Origin of the sequence: Gilliamella sp. BG7 (assembly GCF_046635565.1) — a bacterium.
Taxonomy (GTDB): Bacteria; Pseudomonadota; Gammaproteobacteria; order Enterobacterales; family Orbaceae; genus Gilliamella; species Gilliamella apicola_P.
The window spans coordinates 12372-28245 of record NZ_JBIDFB010000012.1 but is presented as its reverse complement, the minus strand read 5'-3'; the positions used below and the strand labels follow the sequence as shown (position 1 = coordinate 28245).

Annotated in this window: 14 protein-coding genes and 2 pseudogenes; 15 read left to right on the top strand and 1 reads right to left on the bottom strand. The window is 34.6% G+C overall.

What is annotated here, in order from left to right; all coding sequences use genetic code 11:
• The first annotated feature begins 257 nt into the window (after window positions 1-257).
• From ACGH49_RS08650 to rlmL, 4 genes and pseudogenes are all read left to right on the top strand, one after another.
• The gene (locus ACGH49_RS08650) at window positions 258-2135 is read left to right on the top strand and encodes a PTS mannitol transporter subunit IICBA (protein ID WP_411589023.1); all 1878 of its coding nucleotides are present in this window, start codon (window positions 258-260) and stop codon (window positions 2133-2135) included.
• Between the two features lie 78 nt (window positions 2136-2213).
• On the top strand, window positions 2214-3377 hold the full coding sequence (locus ACGH49_RS08645; RefSeq protein WP_411589022.1) for a mannitol-1-phosphate 5-dehydrogenase: 1164 nt from the start codon (window positions 2214-2216) through the stop codon (window positions 3375-3377).
• 6 nt (window positions 3378-3383) lie between these two features.
• Window positions 3384-3935 carry an MltR family transcriptional regulator gene (locus ACGH49_RS08640; RefSeq protein ID WP_065589499.1) on the top strand — a complete coding sequence of 184 codons (552 nt, stop codon included), beginning with the start codon at window positions 3384-3386 and terminating at the stop codon, window positions 3933-3935.
• Between the two features lie 166 nt (window positions 3936-4101).
• Window positions 4102-4386 (top strand): annotated as a pseudogene (gene rlmL / locus ACGH49_RS08635) (23S rRNA (guanine(2445)-N(2))/(guanine(2069)-N(7))-methyltransferase); the annotation flags it as partial.
• Between the two features lie 365 nt (window positions 4387-4751).
• Here rlmL and ACGH49_RS08630 read toward each other — a convergent pair.
• Window positions 4752-5180, bottom strand: coding sequence for a universal stress protein (locus ACGH49_RS08630; protein WP_065561310.1), 429 nt, complete (start codon window positions 5178-5180; stop codon window positions 4752-4754).
• Window positions 5181-5432: 252 nt separating this feature from the next.
• Here ACGH49_RS08630 and ACGH49_RS08625 point away from each other — a divergent pair, with 252 nt between their 5' ends.
• The 11 genes and pseudogenes from ACGH49_RS08625 (at window position 5433) to trkA (ending at window position 15854) form a co-directional block, all read left to right on the top strand.
• A complete protein-coding gene (locus ACGH49_RS08625; protein ID WP_411589021.1) occupies window positions 5433-6014 on the top strand; it encodes a Maf family protein in 582 nt (193 codons plus the stop codon).
• A 239-nt stretch (window positions 6015-6253) separates the two neighbouring features.
• The gene (locus tag ACGH49_RS08620) at window positions 6254-7696 is read left to right on the top strand and encodes an LTA synthase family protein (RefSeq protein ID WP_065606633.1); all 1443 of its coding nucleotides are present in this window, start codon (window positions 6254-6256) and stop codon (window positions 7694-7696) included.
• A gap of 9 nt (window positions 7697-7705) precedes the next feature.
• Window positions 7706-8327: pseudogene (locus ACGH49_RS08615) on the top strand (LysE family translocator).
• A gap of 165 nt (window positions 8328-8492) precedes the next feature.
• Window positions 8493-9455, top strand: coding sequence for an arabinose-5-phosphate isomerase GutQ (gene gutQ / locus ACGH49_RS08610; protein WP_411589020.1), 963 nt, complete (start codon window positions 8493-8495; stop codon window positions 9453-9455).
• Window positions 9456-9641: 186 nt separating this feature from the next.
• A complete protein-coding gene (gene aroK / locus ACGH49_RS08605; RefSeq protein WP_065606629.1) occupies window positions 9642-10163 on the top strand; it encodes a shikimate kinase AroK in 522 nt (173 codons plus the stop codon).
• 67 nt (window positions 10164-10230) lie between these two features.
• Window positions 10231-11091 (top strand): SPOR domain-containing protein, encoded by an 861-nt coding sequence (locus tag ACGH49_RS08600; protein ID WP_065606627.1) that lies wholly within the window; start codon window positions 10231-10233, stop codon window positions 11089-11091.
• Between the two features lie 48 nt (window positions 11092-11139).
• Window positions 11140-11961 carry a Dam family site-specific DNA-(adenine-N6)-methyltransferase gene (locus ACGH49_RS08595; protein ID WP_065606625.1) on the top strand — a complete coding sequence of 274 codons (822 nt, stop codon included), beginning with the start codon at window positions 11140-11142 and terminating at the stop codon, window positions 11959-11961.
• Between the two features lie 38 nt (window positions 11962-11999).
• The gene (gene rpe, locus ACGH49_RS08590) at window positions 12000-12677 is read left to right on the top strand and encodes a ribulose-phosphate 3-epimerase (protein ID WP_065606623.1); all 678 of its coding nucleotides are present in this window, start codon (window positions 12000-12002) and stop codon (window positions 12675-12677) included.
• Entirely contained in the window at window positions 12670-13365 is a 696-nt protein-coding gene (locus ACGH49_RS08585) for a phosphoglycolate phosphatase (RefSeq protein ID WP_065606621.1), read from the top strand. The genes rpe and ACGH49_RS08585 overlap by 8 nt, the downstream gene beginning before the upstream one ends.
• A gap of 23 nt (window positions 13366-13388) precedes the next feature.
• Window positions 13389-14384, top strand: a complete 996-nt coding sequence (gene trpS / locus ACGH49_RS08580) for a tryptophan--tRNA ligase (protein ID WP_065606619.1) — start codon at window positions 13389-13391, stop codon at window positions 14382-14384.
• 108 nt (window positions 14385-14492) lie between these two features.
• Window positions 14493-15854: a Trk system potassium transporter TrkA gene (trkA, locus tag ACGH49_RS08575; RefSeq protein ID WP_411589018.1), complete on the top strand. Its 1362-nt coding sequence runs from the start codon at window positions 14493-14495 to the stop codon at window positions 15852-15854.
• Window positions 15855-15874 lie beyond the last annotated feature (20 nt).

The following is a 15874-nucleotide window of genomic DNA, read 5'->3' as shown; positions in this document are numbered from 1 at the left end:
CTAAATAATATATAAGCAGTAATCACTAATAATAAAATTCAATCTTGTAAAAAAGTTTCAGGTAACTATACGTTTTAGTATATTTTTCTCTTACCACCTTCCAGAAGAGTGATCTTAATCACAAAAATAAAAAATAGACCCATTTTAACAATGTGATACTCATCACACTTATCAATTTTTTTTAATGAATTGAATAACTAAATCCTTCTACAATAACAGCATGATGATTATACAATCAATAAGGAAAGTTTTATATTATGACAAGTTCAAACATCAAATTAAAAGTTCAAAATTTTGGACGATTTTTAAGTAATATGGTCATGCCAAATATCGGCGCATTTATTGCTTGGGGATTTATTACCGCTATTTTTATTCCAACGGGCTGGTACCCAAACGAAACCATTGCCAAGTTAGTTAGCCCGATGATCACTTACTTATTACCACTGTTGATTGGTTATACTGGCGGTAAATTAGTTCACGGTGAACGAGGCGCCGTTGTCGGTGCAATTACGACAATGGGGGTCATTGTTGGTGCAGATATTCCGATGTTCTTAGGTGCTATGATAGTCGGACCACTTGGTGGCTGGGTAATAAAACAATTTGATAAAACCATAGACGGAAAAGTCAAAAGTGGCTTTGAAATGTTAGTCAATAATTTTTCAGCTGGTATTATTGGCATGCTACTTGCGTTGCTTTCTTTTTTTGCAATTGGACCTTCTGTCGTTGTTGCATCAAGTAAATTAACTCTTGCTGTTAATTTCCTAGTTGAGCATAACTTACTACCTTTAACTTCAATTATTATTGAACCTGCCAAGATTCTTTTCTTAAATAATGCAATTAACCACGGTATATTCTCACCATTAGGTATTCAACAAGCAGCAGAGCATTCTCAATCTATTTTCTTTTTAATCGAAGCAAATCCTGGTCCTGGATTAGGTTTATTACTTGCTTATATGTTGCTTGGTAAAGGTTCTGCAAAAAGTTCAGCCAGTGGTGCAGCAATCATTCATTTCTTTGGGGGAATTCATGAAATTTATTTCCCATATGTATTAATGAACCCTCGCCTTATTATTGCAGTGATTTTAGGTGGAATGACCGGAGTATTTACTTTAACACTATTTGGTGCCGGTTTAAGTTCACCAGCATCGCCAGGATCAATCATCGCCGTTCTTGCGGTCACTCCAAAATCATCAATGTTTGGCGTAATTATTTCTGTCATTGCAGCAACAATGGTTACTTTTATCGTTTCCGCTATTTTATTAAAAACCACCAAAGAAGCAGATAAAAGCCTTGAAGAGGCAAAATCGAATATTTCTGCAATGAAAAATGAATCAAAAGGAATTGTAAATGGTACACTTGATCTTGCTAAAGTGAAAAAAATCATAGTAGCTTGTGATGCAGGAATGGGATCAAGTGCTATGGGCGCAGGTGTATTACGTAAAAAAGTTCAAGATGCTGATTTGGATATTTTTGTCACTAATGTTGCGATTAATAATCTACCTGATGATGTTGATATTGTTATCACACATAAAGATTTAACTGATCGAGCAAAACAACATGCACCAAATGCACATCATATTTCATTAACTAACTTTTTAGATAGTCAATTATATAGCCAACTCGTGGCGGATCTTTTAAGTTCTCAAGCAAGTAGTGCCACAATAGAAACTACATTAGAAAACAATCAAACGACTGATACTATTCCGCTATTTAAATTATCACAACAAAATATCTTTTTAGGGTTAACCGCTAGAAATAAAGAAGAAGCCATTCGTTTTGCAGGGCAAAAATTGGTTGATAATGGTTATGTCACACCAACTTACATTGAAGCAATGCTAGAGCGTGAAAAATTAACATCAACTTATTTAGGAGAATCAATAGCCGTTCCACATGGCACTATTGAATCAAAAGACGATGTTATTAAAACTGGTATCGTATTTTGCCAATACCCTGTTGGGGTTCAATTTGGTGATGGAGAAGATGATAAAGCAAAAATTGTGATTGGTATTGCTGCTCACAATAATGAACATCTTGATGTCATAGCAAAACTGACTAATGCATTAGATGATGAAACTATTATTGCAAAATTAGCAACGACAAATAATATTGAGGAAGTTTTAGCAATACTAAGTTAACCTATTTCTACTTCCCACTTTACACGGGAAATAGAGTGAATTATTTCAAATTAAATTATAAAGTTAAGGATTATTATTATGCAAGCACTACACTTTGGCGCAGGTAACATTGGACGAGGTTTTATCGGCAAATTACTATCCGATGCTGGTGTACAAGTTACATTTGCTGATGTCAATCAGGAAATTATTGATGCCATCGCCACTCGTCATGAATATCAGGTAAATGTTGTTGGCGAGCAATCTACCACTGAGATAGTTAAAAATGTTGATGGAATTAATAGCACCTCTAATGAAGTGATCGATTATATTGCCAGCGTTGATTTACTCACCACTGCCGTTGGTCCACAAATTTTAGCGCGTATTGCTCCAACGATAGCCCAAGGAATTATTGCAAGACATAATCGAGGTAACAGTAAGCCACTTAATATTATTGCTTGTGAAAACATGGTACGAGGTACCAGCCAATTTAAACAAGAAATCTTTAAAGCGCTACCAGAAGAACTTCAGCAATGGACAAACGCCCATATCGGTTTTGTCGATTCTGCGGTGGATCGTATTGTACCACCTGCAACATCAAAAACAGGTGATATACTAGAAGTGACTGTTGAGACTTTCTCGGAATGGATTGTTGATGAAACACAATTTGTAGGTATTATTCCAATTATTAAAGGCATGCAACCCGTTGATAATTTAATGGCTTTTGTGGAACGTAAGTTATTTACACTTAATACTGGTCACGCAATAACTGCTTATTTAGGATTTTATAATGGTATTGGCACAATACGTAATGCAATTTTAGACGAACGTATTCGTTTAATTGTACGCGGAGCCATGGAAGAGAGCGGGTTAGTACTTATCAAACGTTACAATTTTGATGAGCAAAAACACATGGCATATATTGAAAAAATATTATCCCGCTTTGAAAATCCTTATTTACAGGATGATACTGCACGTGTTGGTCGTCAGCCAATTCGTAAATTAGGCGCAGACGATCGTTTAATAAAACCATTACTTGGCACCTTTGAATATCAAGTTAAAAATACTAACTTACTAATTGGAGTTGCTGCTGCGCTTAACTATCGTAATAATGATGATGAGCAAGCAGTTAAACTAGAAAAACTCATTACTGAAAAAGGCGTTAAACAAGCTTTTTGTGAAATCTCTGGTATTGATGTTAATAATTCTATTGTTATGAAGGTTGAAGAAATTTATACTGCAATGCAAGATCATCAATTTGTCTAATTCTCAATGCCAGAATCGATATTACAAGAAGATATAATATTAGAAAAACTCAACCAGCAAGCTGATATTCACAGCTTGCTAAAAGTTGCCATTAAATTGATTAATGATAATGTCAACAAATTGATTCTTAAAGTCTTCCGAAAAGAGCCTCACGCCATTAAATTTGTTATTCCCTCATTGGTGGGTAAAAATGGACCGCTTAATGATACTTCAGTGTGCCTAAAACTGCTTTATGTGTTGGGTATTATTTCTCGTGAGGATTACGAAGATATAGAGCTACTGATTGCTGTTTTGGACGAACTAGAGCTAGACGACAAACAATACACTTATTTAGATGATGAAATTTTAGGTCCTATTAGCTTATTACATGATATGGTATTACCACCAAGCTGGGAATCGCAACACGAAAAAGTAAAACAATCAGGTATTGTCGATACTTTAAAATCTTCCATTTACCAAAATCGCTATCAACAAATGATACGCTCGGCACTCATCATCGCTATCACAGAGTTAACGGTTCGAATCATTAATAAACAAAAGATTGACTATTTTCCATAATAATATTGATTGTATATTTTGTTGATACGTTAAATTTACTCTGCTCGTCACTTATATCTATTTAAAGAAATGATTCGCAATTTAAAAAAAATAATTTAACGAGTAAAAACATCGATTAATTCAGGCGGATTGTTTTGCTCTATTTATCTTAAGCTGATGAACAATTCAATTCAATTTAATGTTTATCTTTCCGCCCACATTTTCAAACTCGAAACGCATGAATAATACCTTTGATGTTCAGCGTGATCATCTAAAATTGATGACGGATTTAAAACGTCTGTTAAGACCTAATGATACTATCATTTTCTCCAACAATAAGCGTAGTTTTAAAATGGATAGTAGTGGTATGCAGAATCTGGGGCTCACCTATCAAGAAATTAATAATAAAACCCTTTCGCTGGATTTTAAACGCAACAAACAGATTCACTGCTGTTTTATTGTAAAACATTAATAGACGGAGCTGGAAAACAGCTAATCCACCCGAATATCAAAATAGCCGTTAGAGGGTACTGGGCACTAATACGATGTTAGTATGCTAAACATAGATGTTTGGCATGATTTTACAATGTCCTAAATAATTCACAACTAGTATGTTAAAACCGAGCGATGACTTAAGCTACTCTTGGGTATGTAAACATATCTCCTTAGATTGTTTTTAAAGGCTGTGGTATAACTGGTTTAATTCGGGTGTTGTCATCGTATAGAAATGATCACTGAAGTTTATAACACCCGAAACCTGTAATTCTAAATATTTAAAAAGAATTCATTGGGATATTCACCTAATTTTATTTAATTTTTCAACAAAACTTAATCATCCTACCTAACAACTAACACCGAAGTTTTAGCACCACGAACCACCCCAGAAGCATTAGATCCTAAAAGATGAGTTGAGATATTAGGACGACGTGAGCCTAGAATAATTAAATCGGGTTGAATTTCTTCCGCTAAACGGAGAATCTCATCCCTTGGATTACCAAATGCAATAGAAAAGGATACATTTTCACGCGGTAAATCAATCGAGTCAATAAGTTTATGCAAGTCTTTTTCCGTTTGTACTGTAGCTTTATCCTTAAATTCGTCAAAACCAAATGAGTAAACATTCACAATGGCTGAGGCAACTGGTAATGTATGAAAAAAGATAACTTGGGCATTGGACAGTTTGGCTAAGCACTCTACATGTGGAATCACTTTCTTGGTTAATTGGTCTTCAAGCACATCGATAGGAACTAGAATTTTTTTGTACATAACTCCCCCTTACTTTGTTAAAGATTCAATTATATATTCAGTGAAGCTAAAATAGATTTTACCTAGCTAGTATGATACTCATTTTAAATTTAATCTTTAATTATTTTTTATTCATTTTATGATGGAGATCAACATGAGCTATATTATTTATCAATCCAATTATAAAAATCTAGTTAGAACACATAGTTGATCGTTATGGTCATATCGGGTTTAATGAACACCCTTTTGCTTGGATTTTAAGAGATAATTAAAATGAGAATCATATTAGCATCAACATCTATATCCCGTAAAAAAGTGCTCGAAAAATTAGCTATCCCTTTTGAGTGTGTACCGCCAATTTGTGACGAAACACCCCTAGCAGGTGAGTCAGCTAAGCAATTGGTGGTTCGACTAGCAAAACTTAAAGCCCAATCATTAGCGACGCAGTTTGCTGATAGTTTAATTATTGGCTCTGATCAAGTTGGTGTGTTAAACGGTAATATTGTTTGCAAACCGCATACAATTGATAATGCCCGTAAACAGCTTCGACAAAGCAGCGGTAAAGCTTTCTATTTTTATACTGGTATGGCAGTAATTAATACCAAAACACAACAACAAACTACTATTTGCGAACCATTTAAGGTGACTTTTCGGCATTTAACTGATTCAGAAATTGATGTCTACATTAGCAAAGAGAAGCCACTACAATGTGCTGGTAGTTTTAAATGTGATGAACTGGGCATCACCCTGTTTGATAAACTTGAAGGTGATGATATTAATTCATTAGTTGGGTTGCCATTATTAAAACTCAATAAAATTATGATCGAAATGGGTTGTAATCCACTTTTAATATAACAATTCAGTTAATAAATAAACCCATTAATCAATAAATCGCCCTGCTGACATTTTCATAACTTTTTGGCTATAACGAGCAAAATCGTGATAAGGGCGCTTATTTTTAATACTATTTTATAAATTAAATTAAGAAAATAAACCTGTGAATAAAATAACATTAACCGATATTTTTATTTTTTTATGCATTAAGTATATACTTAGGCAAAATTGAGTTCTGAATATATTGAGTAACAAATCTTATGCCACTATCGACATTAATTGTTTTGCCACTTTTTATTATTACAATTGTTTTTGCCTCACTCTTTAAACAGACAAAATGGCAAATGTTAAGCATAATTTTACTAACAATCTTTATTGTAATGGAGCTAACTTCTATCTATTTTAGTGGTGGCTTTATTGATTATCAGTTTTATGTAAATTTAAACATTAATGACATAATCGAAGGGCTATTTATTTTTAAATTACAAGCAGTCTTAGTTATCGTTGTCTTTTTTGCCCTTATTTTTTTGCTATCAAAACTCGCAGATTTATGCAAACGTAAATGTCATTTAGTGTTTCGTCTGTTACTAGCCTTTGTGGCAATAGTATCCATCAGTTACCATAATGGTCCATTCAGTCGCTTATACGAAATCTATCAAGTTACAAGCGCACCTCGTGAGCCATTTGAGCAGGCGTTACAATCACTTAATATGACTCACTATACCAATAAAGATCAGCTTGTTAGCTATCAAGGTAAAAATATTATTGTTTTATCTTTAGAATCATTTGAACAAGGCTTTTTCGATTTTGAGGATATTACCCCTAATTTACAAAAACTTCGCCAAAATTATACCTTTTTTGCTAATATGCCCATGAGTCCAGGAAGCTCATGGACTACCGCATCAATGTACACTTATATGACCGGTATGCCCTTTCTAATTGGTGGCTACACAACATCACCACTAATGCGCGCAGAAAAGACCAATCTAGTTAGCCTAGGCGATATTCTTAATCAAGCGGGTTATCAAACCCGTTATGTAATGGCTAGCCCTGATTTTGCTGGTATTGGTCACACAGCAGAACTGTTTGGTATGCAAGTCATTTCTGAAAAAAACTATGTCGACCAATATCCACTAGCACCTTTTGGGCTGTATGACAAGGACATTTTTGATGTAGCGCAAAAACAAATTACTGAAATGCGCAAAACAAAAAAACCTTTTGCTTTATTTATTTCAACTGTTTCAACTCATGCCCCAAATGGTTTTGATGATGAAAGAATGAAATCGGTTATTTCACCAAAATCAGATAATATGTCTTTCGTTGCTGCTTCACTAGATCATAATTTGGGAATTTTTATCCAACATCTAAAAGACGAAGGTGTATTAGAAGATACTGTATTTTATATTTTTCCAGATCATTTAATGATGGGAGCAGGCACACCAACAATCAATCGTCTTTCAGAAACAGAACGCAAACTTTATTTATTAACAAATGCACATACGCAAGATCTACAAAAAAACACTGGGCAGACTATTTATCAGATTGACTTACCTCGTTTAATTTTAAATGGAGCCCAAGTCAAAACTAACGCTAAATTTTTGACTGACTATTTAACTGAACCTAATTTTGATAAAAAACAGTTTATTGAACAAAATAAATCTAATATCGCAACGCTCAATAATTCGGCACAAGTATTTAAATAGGCATGAATAATGACGTTTGATACATTAATTTTTGTCTCTACAGTCAGCTTTTTAGGTATGATCTCACCTGGACCTGATTTTTTTGGTGTTAAAAAATAGCTTAAGCTATAACCACAAGATGGCATTGCTCTCTTGCCTAGGCGTCATCATCGCCATCTTAGTTCATATGAGCTATTGTATTGCGGGCATTGCAGTACTTATCACCACAACTCCACTACTTTATAACGCCTTACGCTATGCGGGTGCCACTTACTTAATATGGCTTGGCATAAAGGCACTACTCGCTCAAAATCTGAATACCACCTATATTGGTAAGCCACAACTCACGCAGCCAATTTCAAAAAAATCAGCCTTTATGCAAGGTTTTTTATGTAATTTACTTAATCCTAAAGCAACGTTATTTTTTTAGCTACCTTTACTCAAGTGCTTAATGCAGAATCATCAACACTTGATAAGCTAATCGTTGCGTTTATTATTTGGATTGAAGGTGTTTTTTGGTGGCTTTTTATCGTCTTTATTTTTCAAAGAATAAAGTGTACAACGACGTTACTTTAAAATTCAATTTATAATTGATAAATTACTAGGAGGCATTTTAATTACACTAGGAATTAAAGTCGCCTTAGGTTTTTAGCTTATTAAAAAGTAACTAGCAAATATTAAGGCTAAAATGCATACTTTTTTGAATATTTAAACATTAATTGTTAAACTAATACCTATTCAGTTTTTATAATCATTTCAACCTTGCATCCTGATTATAAATTCACAGATGACTCATTTTATTCAATAGGCTAATTAAATGGATAAATTATTACAATATGGTCGAGAGCTTCTTGAATTAGAGATACACGAAGCACAAAAATTACCAAATCGACTTGGCAGAGATTTTGTTAACGCATGTCAGCTTATTTTAACCACCAAAGGTAAAGTCGTTGTTTCGGGTATCGGAAAATCTGGACATATAGGAAAAAAGATTGCCGCCTCGTTAGCTAGTACAGGAAGCCCTGCTTTTTTTATGCATCCATCGGAAGCCTTACATGGCGATTTAGGAATGATAACTCAAAACGACGTAGCCATTTTAATTTCTTACTCAGGTCGCGCTAAGGAATTCAATTTTATTTTACCAATTCTTATTGAAATGCAGGTACCTGTTATTGCTATCACTGGAGGATTGGATTCGCCACTCGCTAAATCAGCCCAAGCAATTCTTGATATTTCAATTGAGAAAGAAGCTTGTCCCATGGGGCTTGCACCAACATCTAGTTCAACTAATACATTATTAATAGGGGATGCGCTAGCAATTGCAGTAATGCGAGCACGAGGCTTTAAAGAGGAAGATTTTGCACGCTCCCACCCTGCAGGTAGTTTAGGTGCTAAATTACTCAATCATGTCAAAGATGTAATGCGAACTGGTGATCGAATTCCTAAAGTACCGCAAAATGCAACCGTTATGGATGCCATGTTAGAATTAAGCCGTACAGGTGTTGGTTTAGTTGCAATCTGCCAAGATAATAATAAAATAATTGGGGTATTTACCGATGGTGATTTACGTCGATTATTATTAAAAAATGGTACATTACAAGATAGTATTATGGGCGTTATGACTAGTCCGGGTCATTGCATTCCCGAAAACTGGAAAGCAGTCGAAGTGTTAAAATCATTTAATGATCATAATATAACCGCCGCCCCGGTCGTTAATTGCAAAGGTGAATTAGTAGGCGTTTTAAACATTCATGATTTGCATCAAGCTGGTATTAGCTAAAAGTATTGATAAATACCTATTGCCAAAAGGTACTATCTATTGAGATAATTACCGACCTAAATTTTTGTCGTTAGACGGAGATCCAAGAAAAGTTACACAGTGATAAGACGAATGATTTCATAAATCATAATAAGTTGGCATTGTGTTGTATATTTTTAACCAAAATTAATAGATGATGAAACAACAATGGCAGAAAAGCGAAATATCTTTCTAATTGGCCCAATGGGGGCAGGAAAAAGCACAATAGGCCGACAAATTGCACAACAGTTAGGCATGGATTTTTTTGACTCAGATCAAGAGATTGAAAAACGTACTGGGGCTGATATTGCATGGATTTTTGACCTAGAAGGAGAAGAGGGATTCCGTGCCAGAGAAGAAAAAGTCATTAACGAATTGACTGAAAAACAAGGTGTAGTTCTTGCAACTGGTGGGGGTTCAGTCTTATCTAAAGAGACACGAAATAGATTATCCGCTCGTGGAATCGTTGTCTATCTTGAAACAACCATTGAAAAACAGATGGCAAGAACACAAAAAGATAAACGCCGACCATTATTACAAGGCAGTAACACACCACGTGAACTTTATGAAAATCTTGCTAGTGAACGTGAACCACTTTACGAAGAAATTGCCGATATTACAATTAAAACCGATGAACAAAGTGCAAAAGGTGTTGCTGGTTATATTATTGATAAAATAGAGCAAATTTAAACCATTATTTTACTTGGTAGGAAATTATCGCGAAGCAAAAAGCCTATTAATAGGTTAAGGAGTGAGAATGCGTGTAGATAAAGAGGATCGTTATATATCTGAAAAATCTAATAAAGACATTATACTCTCATTAAAATTATCAAGAATACTGCAAGATTTTCTTAATAAAAAGTTAATCATTGTTATTCTATCAACTGTGGTCATTCTGTTATTGCTTAGCTTGATTTTGTTTAAATCTTCAAAAGAAGATAAACCAACACCATTAACACTGCCGGAGAATAATGGTGTTGCAACATCACAAGTACCAGATGATTTGGTAACTCAAAGTCAAGATGATCTAGCACTGGATGCAGTGCAAATGGATTCAATACAAAATATAGGCTCAGAAGCACAAATTAATCAATCAAGTAACGAGCATTTTGAATTACTTCATGATAAAAATGGCAATTTAGAACCAATCATTAATCAGGAATACACACATGAACTAAACCATAATCAGGCTAAGCCATTAACACGACCAAATATTAATAGCATTGCTAGTTCAGATAACGTTAAAAAGAATGCGAATTCAACTAAAACTGGCACAAATAAAAACAACTTTGATAAAAAAATACCTCATCATAAAACTGATGAAATTGTTACTTCAGCAAATAATTTAAAACTAGACAATAATAGTTATAGTATTCAACTTGCTGCATCAAAATCAGTTGACGGTCTAAAAAAATTGATTAACGAACATAAAATAACTAACTATCAAATTTATGGAACTAAACGTAATAATGAAAAATGGTATGTTCTAATTAAAGGTAATTACTCTTCATCTGAAGAAGCACATAAAGCAATCAAGTCTTTACCGAGTGCACTACAAAAAGACAAACCATGGGTCAAATCTAGTGCAACAATTAATAAAGAAAAAGCCGCAAAATAACCAAGGATATTGTTTATTTATCCGATCAACGACAAATAGGAGTATCCGTTGAAGAAGCAACGAGCCTTTTTAAAATGGGCTGGAGGAAAATATGAACTTGTGGAAACAATTAAACGGTATCTACCAGAAGGCGATCAACTAATAGAGCCTTTTGTTGGAGCTGGTTCCGTGTTTTTAAACACCAACTACAAAAGTTATATTTTAGCGGATATCAATCATGACTTAATTTCATTATTTACATTATTAAAATTAAGTCCAGATCAATTTATCCGTGACCTTAGATTACTATTTGTTGCTCAGAATAATCGTCCAGATGCGTTTTATCAGCTGCGTGAAGTATTTAATGGAAGTAAAGATCAGTATATTAGATCGCTTTTATTTGTCTATTTAAATCGGCATGGTTATAACGGTTTATGTCGTTATAATAACAATGGACTATTTAACGTACCGTTTGGGCGGTATAAAACAATTTATTTTCCTGAAAAAGAACTTTATTTTTTTGCAGAAAAAGCTCAAAGGGCAGAATTTATTTGTGCACCTTACCACGAAGTAATGAAGAAAGCGGCAAAAAATTCAGTAATTTATTGTGATCCACCTTATATACCCCCGAATGAATCAGCTGGATTTACGGCTTATTATTCAAATATATTTGGATTTGAAGAACATAAAAACTTGTCGGAATTAGCTGAAACTATGGCATATAAAAAAAATATCCCTGTGCTTGTGTCCAATCATTATACTGATTACACAATGAACCTATACAGCAAGGCAAGCGAGCTTTATCGAACAGAAATGCGACGTTCAATTAGCTGTGCCGGTAAAGGACGAAAAAAAATTGACGAGATTCTAGCATTATACAAAAAGTCTTAAATAGGCTTGAATATAAGGCAAGTTATTATAGGTAAGTTATGAAAGAATACATTATTGCTCCATCAATATTATCAGCTGATTTTGCTCGCCTTGGTGAAGATACTCAAAAAGTGCTAGATGCAGGAGCTGATGTAATACATTTTGATGTTATGGACAACCATTTTGTACCTAATCTCACAATGGGGTCAATGTTTTGTAAAGCTTTACGAGACTATGGTATTAAAGCCCCTATTGATGTGCATTTGATGGTATCGCCTGTTGAAGAGATAATTACCTCATTTGCCAAAGCTGGCGCAACCAATATATCTATCCATCCAGAAGCTACTGTCCATTTGGATCGTTCATTACAGTTAATTAAAGATCATGGTTGCACAGCTGGTATTGTATTTAATCCAGCTACACCGCTTGATTATTTAGATTATGTCATAGATAAAATTGATATTATTTTATTAATGAGTGTTAACCCAGGTTTTGGAGGTCAATCTTTTATACCTTCAACAATTAAGAAATTACAACAAGCCAAACAGCGTATTATTGAATCTGGATGCAATATTCGGTTAGAAATTGATGGTGGCGTAAAAATTGACAATATTGCCAAAATAGCTAGAGCTGGCGCCGATATGTTTGTTGCTGGTTCAGCTATATTTAGCCAACCTGATTATAAAACAGTTATTGACGCCATGCGTAAAGAGTTAGCAGGAGTTGAACATGAATAAACTAGAAAATATTCAAGCAGTAGCTTTTGATTTAGATGGCACATTAGTTGACAGCGTACCAGGACTAGCATTGGCAACACAAAATATGTTAGCAGACTTGAATCTACCTACAATCAGTAACGAGAAAATCAAAAACTTTGTAGGTAATGGTATTGATATTATGCTAGAACGAGTATTCAAAGCAATTGAAGTTGATTCATCATTAGAACTATTTTCCAAAGCTAAAGATCTATTTAATCAACACTATGATAAAGTCATTGATGCAGAAACAAAACTGTTTCCCAACGTTAAAGAGACTTTAAAAGTACTTCACGATAATAATTATCCACTAGCTTTAGTAACCAATAAACCCGCACAATTTTTGCCTGCTTTGCTGACTTCTTTAGGCATAAAAGAGTACTTTTCATTAGTGCTTGGTGGGGGAGATGTGATTAAACTAAAACCACACCCGGCCCCTTTATACCAAGTAATGGCTAAATTTGGATTGTTTAGTGATCAGTTACTTTTTGTTGGTGATTCAAAAAATGATATTACTGCAGCCCAAAATGCTAACTGTCCAACTGTTGCATTAAGCTATGGTTATAACTATGGCATATCGATCGCCAGTAGCAACCCTGATTTCTTATTTGACGATTTTAAAGACATATTAACATTATTACCTCAGCCAAAAGCTAAGGCAAAAAAATAATTAGCATAGATTAGGAATAAATTATGAGCAAACCGATTGTATTTAGTGGCGCTCAGCCATCAGGAGAACTAACACTTGGTAACTACTTAGGTGCTTTAAAGAATTGGGTCGCTCTGCAAGATGAATATGATTGCATTTATTGCATCGTCAATCAACATGCGATTACCGTACGCCAAGATCCAAACAAATTACGTAAAGCTACATTAGACACACTCGCTCTATATTTAGCTTGCGGTATTAATCCGCAAAAAAGTACCATTTTTGTACAGTCACAAGTGCCTGCACATGCAGAACTCGGCTGGGCATTAAATTGTTACACCTATTTTGGTGAACTTAGCCGTATGACTCAATTTAAAGATAAATCATCTCGTCATTCTGAAAACATCAATGCGGGATTGTTTGATTACCCTGTACTAATGGCTGCGGATATTTTACTCTATCAAGCAAATTTAGTACCTGTAGGTGACGATCAAAAACAACATCTCGAATTATCACGCGATATTGCTATGCGATTTAATGCGCTTTACGGTGACATATTTACTATTCCTGAGCCTTTTATCTCGAAAGTGGGTGCTCGCGTCATGTCACTACAAGAACCCACTAAAAAAATGTCTAAATCAGACGAAACCCGCAATAACGTAATTGGTTTACTCGAAAATCCAAAAGATATCGAGAAAAAAATCAAACGTGCAATGACCGATTCAGATGAGCCACCTGTGGTACGTTACGATCTAAAAAATAAAGCTGGTGTTTCAAACCTACTTGACATTTTAACTGGCGTGACAGGTAAGCCTATCTGCGAACTTGAAAAAGAGTTCGAAGGCAAGATGTATGGTCATCTTAAAACTGAAGTAGCAACACAAGTCATTGATATGCTAACTAAACTTCAAGCAAAGTATCATCAGTATCGAGATGATGAAAGTTATCTAATTTCAATAATGCAAGAAGGAGCAGAAAAAGCACGCTCAAAAGCCGAACCAACTTTGAAAAAAGTTTATAATGCAATCGGTTTTGTATAATTGAAAAATTAATAACTGATTGTTAATAAAAATAAAACAGTATGCAATGGCTTTAATATACAGGGAAAATGGGGAACAATTAAAGCCATTTAAATATACAGGTTAGTTATGAAGATTATTATTCTTGGTGCAGGACAAACAGGTAGTGCGCTTGCTGAATATCTTGTTACCGAAAAACAAAACGATGTCACGGTGATTGATGAAAATTATAATAAATTGCAATCATTACAAGAACGTTTTGATTTACAGGTGATTTGCGGAAAATCATCATACCCACAAGTTTTAGAAAGTGCCGGAGCTGAATCAGCTGATATGCTTGTTGCTGTAACTAACTCTGATGAAGTCAACATGATGGCCTGCCAAATTGGTCATGTCATATTTAACATTCCACAAAAAGTCGCACGCATTAGAGCACCTGAATACAATGACGAAAACTACCCTCTTTTCAATAAAGATTGTATAAATATAAATCACATTATTGCTCCAGAAAATCTTATCACCAACCATATTAGTCAATTAGTACAATATCCTGGTTCGCTACAATTTGCATCTTTTTACGACAATCGTGTCTGTTTAGTTGCCGTCACCGCTTATTATGGTGGTGCTTTAGTAGGTAGTGAGTTATCAGAACTTAAAGAACATTTACCGCATGTTGAAGCTCGAGTAGTAGCTATTTATCGTAAAAACCATTTTATTCGACCGCTTGGTTCAACACTTATAGAAGCGGGCGATATGGTCTACTTTATAACTCCCCCCGTTAATATCAAAGCGGTGACCAGTGAGTTACAACGGTTAGAAAAACCATATAAACGAATAATTATCAGTGGCGGTGGTGGTGTAGCTGTCGCTTTAGCAAAACGTTTAGAAAATGACTATCAAGTCAAATTAATTGAGCGGAACGCCGAACGAGCTGAATTAATTGCCGAGCAACTCGTTAATACAACAGTATTACATGGTGAATCATCGGATCAAGAATTGCTCTCACAAGAACAAGTTGAACTTACTGATCTATTTATCGCTGTTACCAGTGATGATGAATCCAACATCATGTCCTCCATGTTAGCCAAAAGAATGGGAGCGAAAAAAGTAATTGTATTAATTCAACGCCAAGCCTATCTTGAACTAATTAATGATAGTGTGATTGATATTGCGATTTCCCCACAACACGCCACAATATCTGAGCTATTAAGCCATGTTAGACAAACTGGGGTTGTTAAAGTTGTTTCATTAAGACAAGGAGAATCCGAAATTGTCGAAATTATTGCTAATGGTAATAGTGAAACATCAAGGCTGGTTGGCAAAAATATTAATAGCTTAAAACTTCCATCAGGCGCAACTATTGGAGCTGTAGTACGTGGAGAAGATGTTATTATCATTAATACTGATTTAACCATTGAAGACAATGATCATCTAATAATCTTCTTACCAGATAGAAAAGCAATTACTGATATTGAAAGATTATTACAATAGCTTGTTAAAAACAAATAATC